The 15,869-nt window shown below is 72.7% G+C and carries 13 protein-coding genes; 8 read left to right on the forward strand and 5 right to left on the reverse strand.

What is annotated here, in order from left to right; all coding sequences use genetic code 11:
• Position 1 precedes the first annotated feature (1 nt).
• Complete coding sequence (locus tag ACIBD9_RS22125; protein WP_387166309.1) at positions 2-1,132, reverse strand: LacI family DNA-binding transcriptional regulator; 1,131 nt, start codon at positions 1,130-1,132, stop codon at positions 2-4.
• Positions 1,133-1,368: 236 nt separating this feature from the next.
• Between ACIBD9_RS22125 and ACIBD9_RS22130 the strand changes: the two genes are divergently transcribed.
• The 8 genes from ACIBD9_RS22130 (at position 1,369) to ACIBD9_RS22165 (ending at position 12,002) form a co-directional block, all read left to right on the forward strand.
• Entirely contained in the window at positions 1,369-2,697 is a 1,329-nt protein-coding gene (locus ACIBD9_RS22130; protein ID WP_396720331.1) for a Gfo/Idh/MocA family protein, read from the forward strand.
• Positions 2,698-2,722: 25 nt separating this feature from the next.
• Positions 2,723-4,156, forward strand: coding sequence for a glucuronate isomerase (uxaC, locus tag ACIBD9_RS22135; protein ID WP_396720333.1), 1,434 nt, complete (start codon positions 2,723-2,725; stop codon positions 4,154-4,156).
• The gene (locus ACIBD9_RS22140) at positions 4,153-5,457 is read left to right on the forward strand and encodes an enolase C-terminal domain-like protein (RefSeq protein ID WP_396720335.1); all 1,305 of its coding nucleotides are present in this window, start codon (positions 4,153-4,155) and stop codon (positions 5,455-5,457) included. The genes uxaC and ACIBD9_RS22140 overlap by 4 nt, the downstream gene beginning before the upstream one ends.
• A complete protein-coding gene (locus ACIBD9_RS22145) occupies positions 5,448-6,941 on the forward strand; it encodes a mannitol dehydrogenase family protein (RefSeq protein ID WP_396720337.1) in 1,494 nt (497 codons plus the stop codon). Before ACIBD9_RS22140 ends, ACIBD9_RS22145 begins: the two co-directional genes overlap by 10 nt.
• Before the next feature lie 25 nt (positions 6,942-6,966).
• Positions 6,967-8,142, forward strand: a complete 1,176-nt coding sequence (locus ACIBD9_RS22150) for a Gfo/Idh/MocA family protein (RefSeq protein WP_396720339.1) — start codon at positions 6,967-6,969, stop codon at positions 8,140-8,142.
• A gap of 52 nt (positions 8,143-8,194) precedes the next feature.
• Positions 8,195-9,550, forward strand: a complete 1,356-nt coding sequence (locus tag ACIBD9_RS22155) for a polysaccharide lyase family 1 protein (protein ID WP_396720341.1) — start codon at positions 8,195-8,197, stop codon at positions 9,548-9,550.
• Positions 9,551-9,631: 81 nt separating this feature from the next.
• Entirely contained in the window at positions 9,632-10,357 is a 726-nt protein-coding gene (locus ACIBD9_RS22160) for an HD domain-containing protein (RefSeq protein ID WP_396720343.1), read from the forward strand.
• 151 nt (positions 10,358-10,508) lie between these two features.
• Positions 10,509-12,002 (forward strand): FAD-binding oxidoreductase, encoded by a 1,494-nt coding sequence (locus tag ACIBD9_RS22165; RefSeq protein WP_396720345.1) that lies wholly within the window; start codon positions 10,509-10,511, stop codon positions 12,000-12,002.
• Positions 12,003-12,237: 235 nt separating this feature from the next.
• Here ACIBD9_RS22165 and ACIBD9_RS22170 read toward each other — a convergent pair whose 3' ends face one another.
• The 4 genes from ACIBD9_RS22170 to mptB form a co-directional block, all read right to left on the reverse strand.
• Positions 12,238-12,603 (reverse strand): barstar family protein, encoded by a 366-nt coding sequence (locus ACIBD9_RS22170; protein ID WP_396720347.1) that lies wholly within the window; start codon positions 12,601-12,603, stop codon positions 12,238-12,240.
• Positions 12,604-12,676: 73 nt separating this feature from the next.
• Positions 12,677-13,126 (reverse strand): ribonuclease domain-containing protein, encoded by a 450-nt coding sequence (locus tag ACIBD9_RS22175; RefSeq protein WP_396720348.1) that lies wholly within the window; start codon positions 13,124-13,126, stop codon positions 12,677-12,679.
• Between the two features lie 59 nt (positions 13,127-13,185).
• A complete protein-coding gene (locus ACIBD9_RS22180) occupies positions 13,186-14,409 on the reverse strand; it encodes a glycosyltransferase 87 family protein (protein ID WP_396720350.1) in 1,224 nt (407 codons plus the stop codon).
• Positions 14,406-15,809: a polyprenol phosphomannose-dependent alpha 1,6 mannosyltransferase MptB gene (mptB, locus tag ACIBD9_RS22185; protein WP_396720352.1), complete on the reverse strand. Its 1,404-nt coding sequence runs from the start codon at positions 15,807-15,809 to the stop codon at positions 14,406-14,408. Before mptB ends, ACIBD9_RS22180 begins: the two co-directional genes overlap by 4 nt.
• Between the last annotated feature and the right edge of the window lie 60 nt (positions 15,810-15,869).

Below are 15,869 nucleotides of genomic sequence, written 5' to 3' on the forward strand. Positions count from 1 at the left end.
ATTAGGAGGCGACGGCGTCACCGGTGGCCGCAGTCGGGATGCCCGGGCCCGCAGGGCAATGCGGGCCCGGGCCACGTGGTGCGGCCAGGGGACGTGCCGGTCGGGCGTACGGGCCCGGGCCGGTCGAGTCGCGGATGACCAGGTCGGTCTGGAGCATTACCTGTGCGGTGGTACGACGGACGCCGAGCGCCGTGCCGGAACCGGACCCCCGCGCACCGCGCGGTGACTCGATGTCCTGTTGCAGCAGCATGTCGACGGCCGTCCGGCCGGCGGCCCCGGTGGGTGTGGCCACCGTCGTCAGTTTGGGGCGGGTCAGCCGGCTCAGGGTGATGTCGTCGACTCCGACGACGCTCACCTCCTGCGGCACCCGGACCCCGAGCGCGTCCAGCCCCTCGATCAGGCCGATCGCCATCAGGTCGTTGTAGGCGAGCACCGCCGACACGCCACTGCGTCGTACCTGCTCGGCGACGGCGGAGCCGCCGACCTCGGTGGGCGCGTTGGGGCCGAGTACGGTCAGCTCGGCGCCGACGGCTCGGGCGGCCGCGCCGGCGGCACGGCGCATCTCCCGGTTGGTCCACGAGCTGCGCGGGCCGCCGAGCAGCGCGATGCTGCGGTGCCCCAGGCCGACCAGGTGCTCGATGGCCGAGCGGGCACCCTGCCCGACGTCCATCAGCACGCAGGGCAGGCCGGTCACCTGGCGGTTCACCACGACCAGTGGCACCTCCCGGCTGAGCTGCTCGATCAGGCTGTTGCTCATCCGCGGGCTGCAGAGCAGCACCCCGTCCACCTGCTTGGCCAGCGCGTGGACCAGCTCTTCCTCGGCGGTCGGGTCCTCGTTGGTGTCGGCCACGAAGACGTGGTAGTCGCGGTGCCGGGCCTGACTCTCCGCCGCCTTGATCAGCGGCGGGAAGAACGGGTTCGCGATGTCCGCGATGATCAGCCCGATGTTGTGCGTCCGCCCGGTGATCAGGGCCCGGGCGGCGCGGTTCGGCCGATAGCCCAGGTCCTCCGCGCACGCCAGCACCCGGACCCGGGTCTCCGGGTTGACCAGGTGTGGAGCGGAGAAGGTGCGCGACACGGTGGAGATGTGCACACCGGACGCCCGGGCGACGTCCCGGATGGTGACTGGCACGGCGGCCCCTTCGTCCGATGTGGTGGCGGTCACGCAGGTGTGGCCCATTAATGCAAACGGTTGCGCCAGTGTCAACGGTCAATGATTGCGGCTTTGTTGCACCCACACTCCCCTTGGTGACCTGCGCCCCCTCAAACGCTGACAAATGACGCCGATCCCGCTGTCGTCGTTGACGCGAACGGATCGATCGTGATTACTTCATTGCAAACCTTTGCAGCACCACGGGAGGTGACCGCATGTCACCGAGAGCCGCCGAACGGGTCCGGTACGCCGTCGTGGGCACCGGCGCGCGAGCCGAGATGTTCGTCCGGGCGCTGGTGCTCGACCACGCCGACACCACCGAGCTGGTCGCCTTCGCCGACGTCAACCAGGCCCGGATGGACGCGCACAACCGCTGGCTGGGCGAGCTGGGTCACCGCCCGGTGCCCACGTACCCGGCCGGTGACTTCAAGGCCATGCTGGACTCCGAGCGCGTCGACGTCGTCCTGGTCACCAGCGTGGACGTCACCCACGACGAGTACGTGGTGGCCGCGCTGCGCGCCGGCCGGGAGGTCGTCACCGAGAAGCCGATGACCGTGGACGTGGCCCGCTGCCGGCGAATCCTGGACACGGTGACCGAGACCGGCGGACGGGTCACGGTCGCCTTCAACTACCGCTACAACCCGCTGCACGAACAGGTTCGCCGGCTGCTCGCCGAGGGCGCGGTCGGCGAGATCGGCTCGGTGCACTTCGAGTGGCTGCTCGACGTCCGCCACGGCGCCGACTACTTCCGCCGCTGGCACCGCGACAAGGCCACCTCCGGCGGGCTGATGGTGCACAAGGCCAGCCACCACTTCGATTTGGTCAACTGGTGGCTGGCCGCCACCCCCGTCGAGGTGTACGCGGCCGGCCGACTCTTCTTCTACGGCGAGGACGGTCGCCGGCACGGCTACGCCCGCGACTACGACCGGGCGCACGGCTCCCCCGCCGCCGCCGAGGACCCGTTCGCGCTGCGGCTGGACGCCCACCCCCGGCTGCGTGAGCTGTACCTCGACGCCGAGGCCGAGGACGGCTACCAGCGCGACCGCAACGTCTTCGCGCCCGGGGTGAGCATCGAGGACGACATGGCGGTGCTGGCCCGCTACTCCACCGGCGCCACGATGACCTACCACCTCACCGCGTACGCGCCCTGGGAGGGTTACCGGGTGATGGTCAACGGCAGCCGGGGCCGACTGGAGCTGGAGGTGGCCGAGAACGACTTCGTCGACCGGGGCACCGCCGGCGCGGTCAAGGGCGCCGCCCTGCACGGCGCCGAGGCGCCGGCCGAGGGCGGAAGTGCGACGCTGACCCTGCGCCCGTTCTGGGCCCCGCCCCGGCAGATCCCGGTGCAGGGTCGCAGTCGGCACGGGCACGGCGGCGCGGACGCCCGGATGACCGGGGTACTCCTCGGCGGTCAACCCGACCCGTTGGGCCGCGCCGCGACCGCCGACGACGGCGCGTTGGCCCTGCTCACCGGCCTGGCCGCCAACCGGTCCTTCGAGACCGGTCAACCCGTCCGCGTCGCCGACCTGCTCACCCCCCGCTGACACAGGAGACGAGGAGCCCCACCCCGTGCCCACGTTCGACCACACCGACCTGCTCCTGCCGCCCGAACCGGGCCAGCGCGCGCTGGCCCGGGAGCTGTACGCCCTGGCGGCGGAGCAACCCATCATCTCGCCGCACGGGCACGTCGACCCGGCCCTGCTCGCCGAGGACCGCCCCTTCCCGGACCCGGCACAGCTGCTCATCGTTCCCGACCACTACCTGACCCGGATGCTGCTCAGCCAGGGCGTACCTCCGTCGGACCTGGGGGTGCCCACCCGCGACGGCAGCCCGGTGGAGACCGACGGTCGGGTGATCTGGCGACGCTTCGCCGCGCACTGGCACCTGTTCCGGGGCACCCCGTCGCGACTCTGGCTTGAGCAGACTCTCCGCACCGTGTTCGGGGTGCACGCCCCACTCGGCCCGAGCACCGCCGACGCCCTCTACGACGAGATCGCGGCTCGGCTCACCGAGCCGGACTTTCGGCCCCGGGCGCTGTTCGAGAAATTCAACATCGAGGTCCTGGCGACCACCGAGTCGCCGCTGGACGACCTCGCGCAACACGCCAAGCTCGCGGCCGACGGCTGGGGCGGGCCGGGCGGCCGGGTGGTCACCACGTTCCGCCCGGACGACGTGGTGGACATGGAGTTCGAGGGCTGGTCGAGCAATGTGGACCGCCTCGGCGACCGGGCCGGCGAGGACACCGGCACGTACGCCGGCTACCTGGCCGCGCTACGGGCCCGACGCGCCGCGTTCATCGCCGCCGGCGCGACCTCCTCCGACCACGGCCACCCCACCGCACGCACCCTGGACCTGACCCCGGCCGAGGCCGAGCGGCTCTACGACCGGGGCCGGCGCGGCGAGGCCGACGCCGCCGACGCGGAGGCGTTCCGGGCGCACATGCTCGTCGAGTTCGCCCGGATGTCGCTCGACGACGGCCTGGTCATGCAGCTGCACCCCGGCGCGGTGCGCAACCACAACCGGTGGTTGCACGCCCGGCACGGCCGCGACGTCGGCGGCGACATCCCGCAGGCCACCGAGTACGTGCACGCGCTCGCCCCGCTGCTGGAGCGCTACGGCAACGACCCCCGGCTACGACTGGTGCTCTACACCCTCGACGAGGACACCTTCACCCGCGAGCTGGCGCCCCTCGCGGGCGGGTACGCCGCGCTGCTGCTCGGCGCGCCCTGGTGGTTCCTGGACTCCCCGGAGGTGCTGCGCCGGTTCCGGGAGACGGTCACCGAGAGCGCCGGCTTCTACAACACCACCGGGTTCGTCGACGACACCCGGGCGTTCTGCTCCATCCCGGTACGCCACGACGTGGCCCGCCGGGTGGACGCCGGCTTCCTGGCCCGGCTCGTCGCCGAGCACCGGCTGCCGCTGGACGAGGCCGCCGAGACCATCGTCGACCTGGCGTACCGGCTGCCCAAGCGGGTCTTCAACTTCGGAGGACAGGCTCAATGACCGTCACCATCACCTCCGTCGAGGTGCACGACGTGCGGTTCCCCACCGCCGCCCGGGGCGACGGCTCCGACGCGATCAACCGGGGTGACTACTCGGCGACGTACGTGGAGCTGGGCACCGACGCCGGCCCGACCGGCGCCGGGTTCACCTTCACCAACGGCCGGGGCAACGAGATCACCTGCGCGGCGGTGCGCGCCCTGGCCCACCACGTGCGGGGCCGCACCGTCGAGGAGATCACGGCCGAGCCGGTGGCGTTCTGGCGCTCGCTCAGCGCCGACGTGCAGCTCCGCTGGCTGGGCCCGGAGAAGGGCGTCATCCACATGGCGACCGGGGCGCTGGTCAACGCGGTGTGGGACCTGCGGGCCACCCTGGCCGGCAAGCCGATGTGGCGCTTCCTCGCCGACCTGCCCACCGACGACCTGGTGGCCAGCGTGGACTTCCGGCACATCACCGACGCGCTCACCCCGGACGAGGCAGCCGCCATCCTGGACAAAGGACACGACGGGTTGGCCGACCGGTTGGCGACCCTCGAACGTGACGGTTTCGCTTCGTACACCACCTCGGTCGGGTGGCTCGGCTACCCCGACGACAAGGTGCGGGCGCTGACCCGGCAGGCGTACGCCGACGGCTGGCGGGCGATGAAGATGAAGGTCGGCGGCCCGCTGGCCGACGATCTGCGGCGGGCCCGGATCATCCGGGAGGAGATCGGCCCGGACGCGCTGTTGATGATGGACGCCAACCAGGTCTGGGACGTCGACGAGGCGATCACCGCGATGACGGTGCTGGCCGAGGTGGACCCGTACTGGATCGAGGAGCCCACCCACGCCGACGACATCCTCGGGCACGCCCGGATCGCCCACGCGGTGACCGAGTTGACCGCCGGCCGCTGCCGGGTGGCCACCGGTGAGGTGGCCGCCAACCGGGTGATCTTCAAACAGCTGCTCCAGGCCGAGGCGATCGGCGTGATGCAGATCGACGCCTGCCGGGTCGGCGGCGTCAACGAGGTCCTGGCCGAGCTGCTGCTGGCGGCGAAGTTCGGTGTGCCGGTCTGCCCGCACGCCGGTGGCGTGGGCCTCTGCGAGTACGTGCAGCACCTGGCGATCTTCGACTACCTGCGGGTGGGCACCGGGCTGGACGGTCGGATGATCGAGTACGTCGACCACCTGCACGAACACTTCGTCGATCCGGTGCGGACCCGCGGTGGCCGCTACCTGCTGCCCGAGCGGCCCGGTTACAGCGCCACCATGAAGCCCGCGTCGATCGCCGAGTTCCGCTTCCCGGACGGTCCGGCATGGCGGTGACCGTCGGGGCCTCCCGGCTCGGTCTGGGCATGCTGCGCCGGCTGCCCGCCGAGGCCCGCCCGCTGATCCGGCCGGGCACCGTGCCGACCGGCGTCGTACACCTGGGGTTGGGCGCGTTCCACCGCGCTCACCAGGCCGTCTTCACCGAGGCGGCGGTCGGCGCCGCCGGCGGTGACTGGGGCATCGTGGCCGTCGCCCCGCGCAGCGCCGCAGTCGTCGAGGCGATCGCCGCGCAGGACAACCTGTTCAGCGTCAGCGCCCTCTCCGCCGCCGGCAGCGCCACCCGGGTGGTGGGCGCCCTGAGTGGTGTACGGCACGCACCCAGCGACCCGGACGCCGTGGTGGCGCTGCTCGCCGACCCGGCGGTCCGCGTGGTGACCCTGACCGTCACCGAGAAGGCGTACCAACTCGACCCGGTGACCGGCCAGCTGTCCCCGGACTCGGCGCTCGCCGCGGACCTGGCCGGCGGTGGAGCGCCGAGCACGGTGCCGGGGCTGCTGCTGCGTGGGCTGGCCGCCCGGGCCGCCGCGGACGCCGGGCCGGTGGCCCTGGTGAGCTGTGACAACCTGCCGGCCAACGGTCGACGACTGCGCGGCATGCTCGACCAGGCGGTCGATCGGGCCGGCGGTGTGCCCACCGGGCTGGTCGAGTGGGTGGCCGCCAACGTCACCTGTCCGGGCACGATGGTGGATCGGATCGTGCCGGCCAGCACCCCGGAGACGATCGAGGCGGCCCGTCGGGCGCTCGGCGTGACCGACCTGGCCGCGGTGGCCGCCGAGCCGTACGCGCAGTGGGTGATCGAGGACGACTTCCCCGGCGGCCGGCCCGGCTGGGAGTTCGCCGGGGCGGTGCTCACCGACGACGCCGGCCCGTGGGAGCGGTTGAAGCTGCGCGCCCTCAACGGCGTGCACTCGGCCATCGCGTACCTCGGCGCGTTGGCCGGTCGGGAGACGATCGCCGACGCGCTGGAGATCCCGCACCTGCGCGACGTGCTGCGCCAGCTGATCGCCGAGGACGTGGCGGCCAGCTTCACCCCGCCGGACGGGGTCCGGGTGGTCGACTACGGCGAGCAGGCCCTGGCCCGGTTCGGTAACCCGGCGATCCACCACCGCACCCTCCAGGTGGCGATCGACGGCTCGCAGAAGCTGCCGCAGCGCGTCCTGCACACCATCGCCGACCTGCGTGCGGCCGGGCGGTCCGCGCGCTGGGGCGCGCTGGTCGTGGCGTCCTGGTTGCGCTTCGCGCTGGGGTACGCCGACGACGGCCGGCCGTTGCCGTTCCAGGACCCACTGGCCGGGCCGATCCGGGCCGCGTTGGACGCCGGCGCGCAGAGCCCGGCGGGTGCGGTCGACGCGGTCTTCGCGCTGCGCGACGTCATCCCGGTGGAGGTGGCCGAGGACGACGAGGTCCGCGCCGACGTGATCGCCTGGCTGACCGCGTTGGAACGGCACGGCGTCGAGGCGACCCTGGCCGGCGCCCGGTGACCGGGTCGGCACAGGCCGGTCGGCGGTGAGCGAGGGCGGGCCGCCCCGGGTGGCGGTGATCGGGGCGAACGGGCACGGTCGCTGGCACCGGCGGGTCATCGCGCCCCTACACGCGGCCGGTCGGCTGCGGTTGGTCGCCCTGGTCGACGTCCGACCGGTGGAGGACGACCCGGCCGCCCCGGTGCCGCCCGGGGTGGCGGTCTTCACCGACCACCGGGCGATGCTCGCCGCCACCCGACCGGAGGTGGTGGTGATCTGCACGCCGCCGCACACCCACCTGGCGATCGCCCGCGACGCCCTGGCCACCGGCGCGGACCTGCTGCTGGAGAAGCCGCCGGTGCTGTCGCTGGCCGAGCACGAGGAGCTGACCTGGGCCCTCACCGCCGCCGGCCGGGTGGCCCAGGTCGGCTTCCAGGCGCTCGGCTCGGCAGCCCTCACCGCGCTGACCGACGCGCTGGCCGCCGGCCGGCTGGGCACGGTCACCGGCATCTCCACCATCGCCGCCTGGCAACGGCCGGACGGCTACTACGCCCGCTCCCCCTGGGCCGGTCGACGGAGTCTGGACGGCCGGCCGGTGCTGGACGGCGCGCTCGTCAACCCGCTCGCGCACGCGGTGATGCAGTGCCTGGCGATCGCCGAGGCGCTCGCCGGGGCGACGCCCTGGCCGGTCGCGATCGAGGTGGAACGGTACCGGGTCCGGCCGATCGAGGTGGAGGACACCGCCGTGCTGCGGGTCCTGTTCCGCGCCGGGCCGCCGGTGCTGGTGGCGGTGACCCTGGCCGCCGAGGAGTTCGTGGCGGGCGAGGTGATGGTGACCGGTACGGCGGGGCAGGCGGTGCTGGAGTACCCGACCGACCGGTTGCGGCTGCCCGGGGACGTGGTGACCCGCCGGGTGCCGGGGCGGCTGGGGCTGCTGGAGAACCTGCTGGCCCACCGGGCCGACCCGGCGGGCGTGCCGCTGATCGCGCCACTGGCCCGGACCGCGCCGTTCACCGCACTGCTGGACTCGTTGCGCCCCGCGCCGGAGCCCCGGCTGCTCGACGGCGATCTGGTGACCACCCTCGGCGAGGGCGCCGAGCGGGTCCGCCACCTGCGGGGAGTCGTCGACGTGTTGCGCCGGGCGGCCGAGCGGGGCGCGCTGCCGAGCGAGCTGGCGGTGCCGTGGGCGTCCGCCGCGTACCGCGCCGAGCTGGCCGGATAGCGGCGGACGCCACCTGGGACGGAGACCCACCACCAACGAACGGAGACAGTCGATGCGCAGAATCCTCGGCGGCGCCACAGTGGTCGCCTTCCTCCTCGGCGCCGCCCCGGCCCCCGCCGCTGCCCGCCCGGACGTGCCGTCCGCCGACCGGCTCTCCTGGACGGCTCGTCAGCTCGGTCGGCAGACGCTGCCCGAGCGGGACGGTTGGGCTGCCGACGGTCCCGGCACCACCGGCGGCGCGGCGGCCACTCCCGAGCGGACCCGGGTGGTCCACAATCGGGCGGAGCTGGTGGCCGCACTGGGCGGCGACAACGCCGGCAACGCCACCGACGCCACCCCGAAGCTCATCTACGTCGACGGTGCCATCGACGGCTTCGAAGGGCCCGGCGGTACGCCGCTGAGCTGCGCGGACCTGGCCGACCCGGGGTACCGGTTGGACGCCTACCTGGCCGCGTACGACTCGGCGGTGTGGGGGCGGGTGCCGCCGAGCGGGCCGCTGGAGGAGGCCCGGGTGCGCTCGGTGGCCAACCAGACCCGGCAGACCCAGATCAACGTCGGGCCGAACACCACGATCGTCGGGCTGCGCGGCGCTCGACTGACCGGGCTCACCCTCATGATCGACCGGGCGCCGAACGTCATCGTCCGCAACCTGACCCTCGTCGACGCCCGGGACTGCTTCCCGGCCTGGTCGCCTACCGACGGCGAGGCCGGCAACTGGAACAGCCAGTACGACCAGATCTCGGTACGCCGCAGCGAGAACGTCTGGGTCGACCACAACACCTTCACCGACGGCGACAACCCGGACAGCGCCCAGCCGGTGTACTTCGGTCGGCCCTACCAGGTGCACGACGGGTCGTTGGACGTCACGCACACCGCCAGCCTGGTCACCGCCTCGTGGAACCGCTTCACCGGTCGGGACAAGCTGCTGTTGATCGGCTCGTCCAACACCGTCGGCCCGGACGAGGGCCGGTTGCGGGTCACCCTGCACCACAACCTCTTCGACGGCGTCCTGCAACGGCTGCCCCGGGTGCGTTTCGGTCAGGTCGATGTCTACAACAACCACTACCGGCTCGGTGGGGACGACTTCCAGTACGCGCTCGGCGTGGGTGTCCAGTCGGCGATCTACGCGCAGAACAACTTCTTCACCCTGGACGCGGCGGTCGACCCGGCGGACCTGCTCTACGACTGGGGCGGCACCGCGGTGACCGAGCGGGGCTCCTGGGTCCGCCAGGGCGGCGGCGCGGCCCGACCGGTCGACCTGCTGGCGGCGTACAACGCGACCCATGACCCCGACCTGGCCGCGGACGCGGGCTGGACGCCCACCCTGCGCCGCGACCCCGTCCTGCCGGCGCCGCTGGTCCCCCTCGTGGTGGGCCCGCTCGCCGGCGCCAACCGACTGCCGATCTGACGGCTCGGGTGCCCGCGACTCGCGGTCGGGTCGGCGACGTACGGGCTCATCGACATGGTGAAGATCGGCTATAAGTGACGCATGGACTTCCCGCCGCACCTGGGCAGCATGCCGATGCACGCGATCACCGAGATCCACGGCGAACCGGGCCTGCTGGAACGTTTCCGGTTGGAGGTCCAGCAGTTCGACGACGCCGCCCGGGCGCGGTTGACCGCCGCGCTCGACCTCGCCGCCGAACTGCACCGCGACGACCGACGGGTCCGTGAGCCGTACCTGAACCACCTGCTGCGGGTGGCGATCCGGTTGATGCACCACTACCAGGTGCGGGACGTGGACGTGATCGTCGCCGGTCTGCTGCACGACGCGGTGGAGGACCACCCGGCCGAGTTGGCCGACGGTGACCCGGGCGCCGACCCGACCGGGGCCGCGCTGGCCGCGCTCGCCGCGCGGTTCGGGCCCCGGGTGGCCACCCTGGTCGCCGCGGTCACCAACCCGGTGTACGACCCCGAGCGGGACCGCAACGAGCAGTACCGGGAGCACTTGGCGGTCAGCCTGGACCGGGAGCCCTGGGCCCGGGTGATCAAGGTGTCGGACTTCACCGACAACGGGGTGGGTGTTATCCACACGGTCGGGCCGAAGGTGGTCTCGTCGGCCCGGAAGTACCGGCCGCTGGTCCCGCTGTTCCGGGACCTGATCGGCCGACCGGACACCCCGTTGTCACCGGCGGTGAAGCGGCACATCTTCGGCCAGTTGGACCTTGCCGAGGAGCGGTTCAGCGCCATCCTCGACCAGCCCGCCCCGAACTGACCCGTCCCCGGATCACCCGACCGGGTTCCGTGACAAGTTCTCGGATTTGAGAGGAAGCCTGGGGCCTTACGGTTGGTTTTGCGCCAGATGAGAGGAAATGCCCCTCTCGGTTCGTCTTTCGGGCGTGTCACCAATCGAGAGGATTCTGACCATGCGCGACCTTTCCCGTCGTGATCTGCTCAGGGCGACGGCCGTCGGCGCCGGAGCGGTCGCTATCCCGAGCATGATCGCCGGCAGCTCGGCGATCGCTGCCGACGGTCCTGGGTGGCCCTCCGACACGAAGTTCCCGCCGGCACAGCTGACCGGCCGCATCGTCCGCCCGCAGAGCCCCGACTACGCGGAGGCCAGCCTCGGCTGGGACGAGCTGTTCGTGCACTATCCGCTGGTCATCGTCTTCGCCCAGGAGACCCAGGACGTCGTCAACGCGCTCACCTGGGCGCGGCAGCACGACGTCGCGCTGCGGGTACGCAGCGGCCGGCACAACCTGGAAGGCTGGTCGAACGTCGACAACGGCATCGTGATCGACGTCAGCGAGCTGAAGGACGTCCACATCGACACCGCCGCCCGCACGGCGAAGGTCGGCGCGGGGCTCACCCAGTCGGAGGCGGTGACCGCCCTCGGGGAGCACGACTTCGCGGTGACGACCGGCACGGAAGGGACCGTGGGCCTGTCCGGCGCGACCCTCGGTGGCGGCCTCGGTTTCCTCACCCGCTACCTCGGGATGGCCTGCGACAACCTGATCGGCGCGGAGATCGTCGTGGCGGCGGGCGCCGACGGGGCGAAGGTGCTCGAGGTGGACCCGTGGAACCACTCGGACCTGCTCTGGGCACTGCGCGGAGCGGGCAACGGCAACTTCGGGATCGTCACCTCGCTGACCTACAAGGTCGCTCCGCTCACCAGCGTCGCCTACCTGCAGGTGACCTGGCCCGGCCTCGGCAACCTGCACGAGGTCTTCGACAGCTGGCAGCGCGTCGCACCCTTCACCGACCCGCGCCTCGGCAGCCAGCTCGAGGTCCACCCGGAGGAGATCCTGTTCTTCGCGGTGCTCGCTGACGGGTCCGAGGCGGAGGCCAGGAAGCTGCTGGCGCCGATCCTGTCGATCGGCAACCCCACGGTCACCGTGCAGATCGGCAACTGGGGCGACGTCTACGCCGGCTTCCAGACCCCGAACGAGGACGACCCGGCGAACTGGAAGTTCTTCTCCCAGTTCACCCGGGAGCCGTTCCCGGAGGAGGCGGTCAGCATCGTCCGTGAGTTCATGGAGAAGGCGCCCTCGCCCGACAGCAACTTCTTCACCCAGGCCTTCGGCCGGGGGGCGCAACGACAGGAGCCCTTTGGCGGCTCGGCGTTCCCGCACCGCGACGCGCTCTTCTACTCGGAGCCCGGCGCGGGCTGGGGCACCCGCGGCGAGCCCGACAGCGACGATGCCATCACCCCGATCGCCCAGACCTGGATCGCCGAGTTCAGCCAGGCGCTGCGGCCCTACGTGGACGGCGCCTACGTCAACGTGCCGAACATCGGGATGGCCGAGTGGGAGAAGGCCTACTGGGGGCACAACTTCCCCCGGCTGCGCAAGATCAAGGCGAAGTACGACCCGCACAACGTCTTCCAGTACGAGCAGAGCATCCCGCCCGCGACGCAGTGACCCGGATGACCGGCGGTGCGGGTGCCACCAACCCGCACCGCCGGGCCACCAACCTCCTGAACGGGAGTTAGGCGCGCCCCGGCGCGGGAGGCGTGTCACTCAAGAGCGCGGTATACCTCAGAGTCATATTCATACCTCTGCGGTATACCGCTCATCGAAGCAACCGCGCCCGGCGGCCGTCACCCACGGTGAGATGCCGCCCCCACCGCCGCCGACGGCGGGCTCGAATCACCGCTCAGGAGGGTGCCGCCTCGTCGAGGACGACGCGCAACGGGTGCGGGGCGCTGGTGGCGAGGTCGCCGAGCACGGCGAGCAGCAGACCGTACTGATCGGACGGCTCGTCGACGAGCAGTTGGCCGGCGTCGGTGATCAGCAGGGTGAGCGGGCCGGCGTCGAGCCGGTCCCGGAGCACATCGGCGAGGGCGTCCCAGGTGTCGCCCAGGTACGCCGGCAGGGCCAGCACGGCGGCGAGCGCGGCGAACAGCCCGGCCCTGCGCCGGGCCGCCGCCCCGGCCAGCACCACCGCGCCGGGCACGTCCAGGGCGCCGTCGCGGCGGACGACCAGCCAGTCGGGTGTCCGACCCGCGTCCTCGTCGACCATCACGTTCCTCCTGATCCTTTCGGGGCGACGACGCGGGGGCCGGCCGACGCCGACGGGCCGGCCCCCCGATCGGTCAGAGCCGGTAGAAGTCGGTGTAGTGGTTGGGCGAGAACCAGGTGACCCCGGTGCTGCGGTTCACCACGATCCGGTACGCGTCCCGGGCGGCGCCCTGGGTGCGCGGGTAGACGTCGTACTCGTAGTAGGTGGCGTTGGTGGGCAGTTGACCCTCGTAGTTGTAGAACTGGCCGCCGGCGAAGTTGGACTTCCCCCCGCTCCAGGAGTACCAGCCGCGGCTGGTCGGGAACCCCTTGGCGGACCAGCCCGAACGGGCGGTGCGGGCGTCCGCGCAGCGGCTCATGGTGCAGGAGCTGTAGACCGCCGCCGAGGCCGGGTCGGTCAACCGGGGGGAGACCACGGACGGGCCGACCAACGCGGCGGCGACCATGGCGAGGAGCAGGGCGAGGGTGGTGGTACGCCGGCGGATCGCGCCGAGCGTGACCAGCGGGGACACGAGGGTGGACACAGGCTGCCTCCAGACCATCCGATCGATCGATCCGCGTGATTGTCGGACCGGACCCAGTCTCACCGCTGCCGGTCCGCGACAACACCCCTCGGCACCCCAACTGCTCCACAATGCTCGGTGAACCCCGAATGATCATCTGTCTCGGCGCGCCCGATCGGGAGCAGCGCGAGCATCCCGATGCTGACCCAGACGTAGGCGTTGGCGCCGACGAACCCCCACGGCCCGGCAGACCCGTTGGCGAAGACCCAGACCAGCCCACTGCACAGCACGACGTAGCCGGCGACGCCGGCACGCGCCCGACGGCGGGCCGTCGCGCCCACCGGCGGCCACGGCAGCGTGGACGCGGCGAGCACCACCAGCCCCGGTACCAGCCACACCAGATGGTGCACCCACGTGACCGGACTGACCAGGCACGCGGCGACGCCGGTCAGCGCGAAGCCGGCCCGTTCGTCGCCGTCACGCACGGACCGACGTACCCGTACCGCCCACACCGCCAGCACGGCGACGACCAGCAGCAGCCACAGCCGCCGGTCCGGGTGTGCCGAATCGAGCCGGGCGACCAGACCGAGCAGCGACTGGTTCGACACGTACGCCAACTCACCGACCCGGTCGGTGTCCCACAGCGCCTCGGCGAAGAACGTGCGGCTGGCCTCCGGCGCGAGCGCCGCCGCGACCACTGTGGCGCCCACGGCAGTGCCGATGGCCGTGGCAGCGGCCCGCCAGCGCCCGGTGACCAGCAGATACCCGATGAAGATCGCCGGGGTGAGCTTGACGGCGGCGGCCAGCCCCACCCCCACGCCCGCCAGTCGACTGCCCCGTTCCAGCAACCAGAGGTCCAGGTAGACCAGCGCCACCAGCAACAGGTTGACCTGCCCGAAGCTGACCGTGTCCCGCACCGGGTTGAGCCCAGCCAGCAGACAGCAGGCCACCGTGAGCGCGTACCAGCGGGTCCAGCCGTGCCGCCGGGCCAACGGGTCCACCAGCAGGTGCAGCAGGAACGCCACGGCCAGCGCGGTGAGCAGCAGGTTCGCCACGATCGTCGGGTACCAGGCCAGCGCGGCCATCGGCAGCATGGTCACCGCGGCGAACGGCGGATAGGTGAACCCGTACCCGTTGCTAGTGGTCCACTCATACAGGTCGCCGCCGCGCACCCAGTGCCCGACCGCGCCGTGGTAGACACCGACGTCGAACCAGCCCCGATGCCCGGGCAGCACCGCGATCGCCACCGTGAGCACGGTGACCACGGCGAGCACCGTCGCCACCCGCCGCCGACCCGTGTTCATCGGGCCACCTCCACCGGGGCGGACGGCACCAGCAGCCGCAGCGATCCGACCGCGAGCAGCCCCACCAGCACCCCGGCCGCGGCCAGCACCGCCTGCGCCACGTCCGGTCCGAAGCCACTGGGCAGCGCCACGAACGCGAGCACCACCGCGCCCACTGCCGCCGCCGGCCGGGCCCGCCCGTGCGCCGCCGCCGCGATCAGCACCAGACCCCACAGCGCGTACCAGGGCCGGGTCGCCGGGCCGAGCAGCGCCGCCGCCACCAACACCAGACCCAGCGCGTACGCCGGGCCGAGCCGCCGCCGATGCCGCCACACCCCGACCGCCACGGCCAGTACGGCGGCCACGCCCAGCGCCAGGCAGAGCCGCATCGGGGCGTCGCCCAGGTGCAGACCGAACCGCCCGGCCGCGCGCACCGCCAACCGACCCAGCGCGCTGGAGATCGACCAGCTGTGCCGGTACATCGGTGTGCCGAGCGCGCCGACCCACCCGTACCCGATGCCGGTGGCCCAGGTGACCACGGCGGCGGTGCCCAGCGCGAACCCGGCGGTGCGGGCCACCGAGGTCGGCAGCCCGCGGTGGCGCGCGGCGAGCGACACGACCACCAGCAGCCCGACCACCGCCGGCACCTTGACCAGCGCGGCGAGGGTGACCAGCACGGTGGCCGCGCCGTAGCGGTGCTCGAAGGCGAGACTCAGCCCGGCCACCAGCAGCCCCAGCATCACCGCCTCGTTGTGCGCGCCCGCGATGAGGTGCAACGGTACGAGCGGGTTGAGCACGCCCAGCCAGAGCGCGGCGGCCGGGTCGACCCCGCAGTGCCGGGCCAGCCGGGGCAGGTACGCCACCAGCAGCGCCACCCCGGCCAGCGCCACCAGACGCAGGCCGAGCACGCCGAGCACCAACTTGCCGCCGGTCACTCCACTGACCACGGCCGCCACCGCGAGGAACACCGGCCCGTACGGCGCTGGGGTCTGCTGCCACATCTGCGGCACCTCACCGGCCAACGCGCCGCCCAACTGGGCCACCCCGTGCCGGTACACGTCGATGTCGGCGAGGACCATCGCGCCCTGCGCCAGGTAGCTGTACGCGTCCCGGCTGAACAGCGGCGGCGCCACCAGCAACGGCCCCGCCCAGCAGAGCAGGGTGAGCGCGGCGGACCGCCGGTCGACCACCTCGTCGGGTGCGTGCGGATGCCGGCCCGCCCACCACCAGGCGGCCACGAGCAGGGTCAGGCCGGCATACCCGCAGAGCAGACCCGGCCCGGCGAGCTGCCGCAGCGCGCTCCACCAGGCGGCGTGCGCGCCCACGGGGAGCGCACCGGCGGCCAGGCCGGCGCCGGACAGCAGCGTGGCACCGATGCCCCCGAGCAGCCGGTACGCGACGACGGTCGGCAGTGTGCGCACCCGGGCAGGATGTCGCCCACGGCTGGCCGCCACACGACGCCCGGACGATCACCAGGCGAC

Source organism: Micromonospora sp. NPDC050784, from assembly GCF_044456765.1.
Taxonomy (GTDB): domain Bacteria; phylum Actinomycetota; class Actinomycetes; order Mycobacteriales; family Micromonosporaceae; genus Micromonospora; species Micromonospora foliorum.